This is a genomic window from Rhodanobacter sp. 7MK24 (assembly GCF_014842995.1).
Lineage (GTDB): Bacteria > Pseudomonadota > Gammaproteobacteria > Xanthomonadales > Rhodanobacteraceae > Rhodanobacter_A.
The window spans coordinates 1-1563 of the sequence record NZ_JACYXL010000024.1 but is presented as its reverse complement, the minus strand read 5'-3'; the positions used below and the strand labels follow the sequence as shown (position 1 = coordinate 1563).

At 66.9% G+C, this 1563-nt stretch carries 1 pseudogene; it reads left to right on the top strand.

Annotated elements, in window-relative coordinates:
* Positions 1-1563 (top strand): annotated as a pseudogene (locus IHE49_RS18335) (S-layer family protein); the annotation flags it as partial.

The window sequence follows — 1563 nt, the reverse complement described above, 5'->3', positions numbered from 1 at the left end:
TGACGCTGACGACCACCAACAGTGCGGTGGATTTCGGCAGCACGGTGGACAACGCGAGCACGACGGCCGAAAACCTGACGGTGAGCGCGGGCAGCGGCGCGGTGACGTTTGGCGGAACGGTGGGCGGCAATGCGACCAACGGTGCGCTGGGCGCGCTGACCGTGAACGGGTCGGGTGCGACGAGCTTCGGCACGGTGAACGCAGCAAGCCTGGCGACCAACACCGGCATCGCCACGCTCAACGGCAACATCACCACCAGCGGGGCACAGACCTACAACGGTGCCGTGGAACTGGCTGGCGGCGTGACGCTGACGACTACGAACCACGCGGTGGACTTCACCAGCACGGTGGACAACGCGAGCACGACGGCCGAAAACCTGACGGTGAGCGCGGGCAACGGCGCGGTGACGTTTGGCGGAACGGTGGGCGGCAATGCGACCAACGGTGCGCTGGGCGCGCTGACCGTGAACGGGACGGGCGCGACGAGCTTCGGCACGGTGAACGCGGCGAGCTTGGCGACCAACACCGGCACCAGCACGCTCGATGGCGATGTCACCACCAGCGGAGCGCAGACCTACAACGGTGCCGTGAAGCTGGGCGGCGACGTGACGCTGGCGAGCACGGGCAGTGGAAACATCGACCTCGCTTCGACAGTGAATGGCGCGCATGCGTTGACGGTAAACACCGCCGGTGTCACCACCTTCGGCGGCGTGGTGGGTGGTACGACGGCGTTGACCAGCCTCACCACGGATGCGCCCGGCAGCACCACGCTGGGCGGCGCGGTGACGACGACAGGTGCGCAAACCTACAACGACACGGTGACCTTGTCCGGCAACGTGACGCTGACGACCACCAACGGTGCGGTGGACTTTGCCAGCACGGTGGACAACGCGAGCACGACGGCCGAAAGCCTGACGGTGAGCGCGGGCAGTGGCGCGGTGACGTTCGGCGGAGCGGTAGGCGGCAATGCCACCAACGGTGCATTGGACGCGCTGACCACCAGCAGCGGCACCTTCAGCGCAGGCGCGCTCAACATCGGCACGGGCGGTTTGTCGATCACCACCTCGGCGGGCAACATCGCCCAGGGTGGCGCCTGGTTGGTTGCCGGCACATCGAAATTCGATGCCGGTGCGCATGCCATCACGTTGAACAACACCGGCAACGACTTTACAGGGGCGGTGAGCCTGACGAACAGCGGTAGCAATGCCGTGTACCTCGACAATGGCGGCAACGCGTTGACGCTGGGTACGCTGAGCCTGGGCAGCGGTGCGCTGACCTTGACCGACTACGGCGCGACGCCATTGCTGTTGACCAACGACATCACCACCGACGGCGGTGCGGTGTCATTCGGTGGCGCGGTCACGCTGGGCAGTTCGAGCGTCACCATCGACACCACCGGAGGCGGCGCGACGGTGGCTGGCGCGAACATCAGTTTCGGCGGCGACGTCAGTGGCACCACGGCAGGCGGCAGCAGCCTGACTTTGATGGCGGGCACGGCGGGCACGGTGTCGCTCGATACGGTGGGCGGCGCCTTTGCGCTCAACAACCTGACGGTCAGCGGCG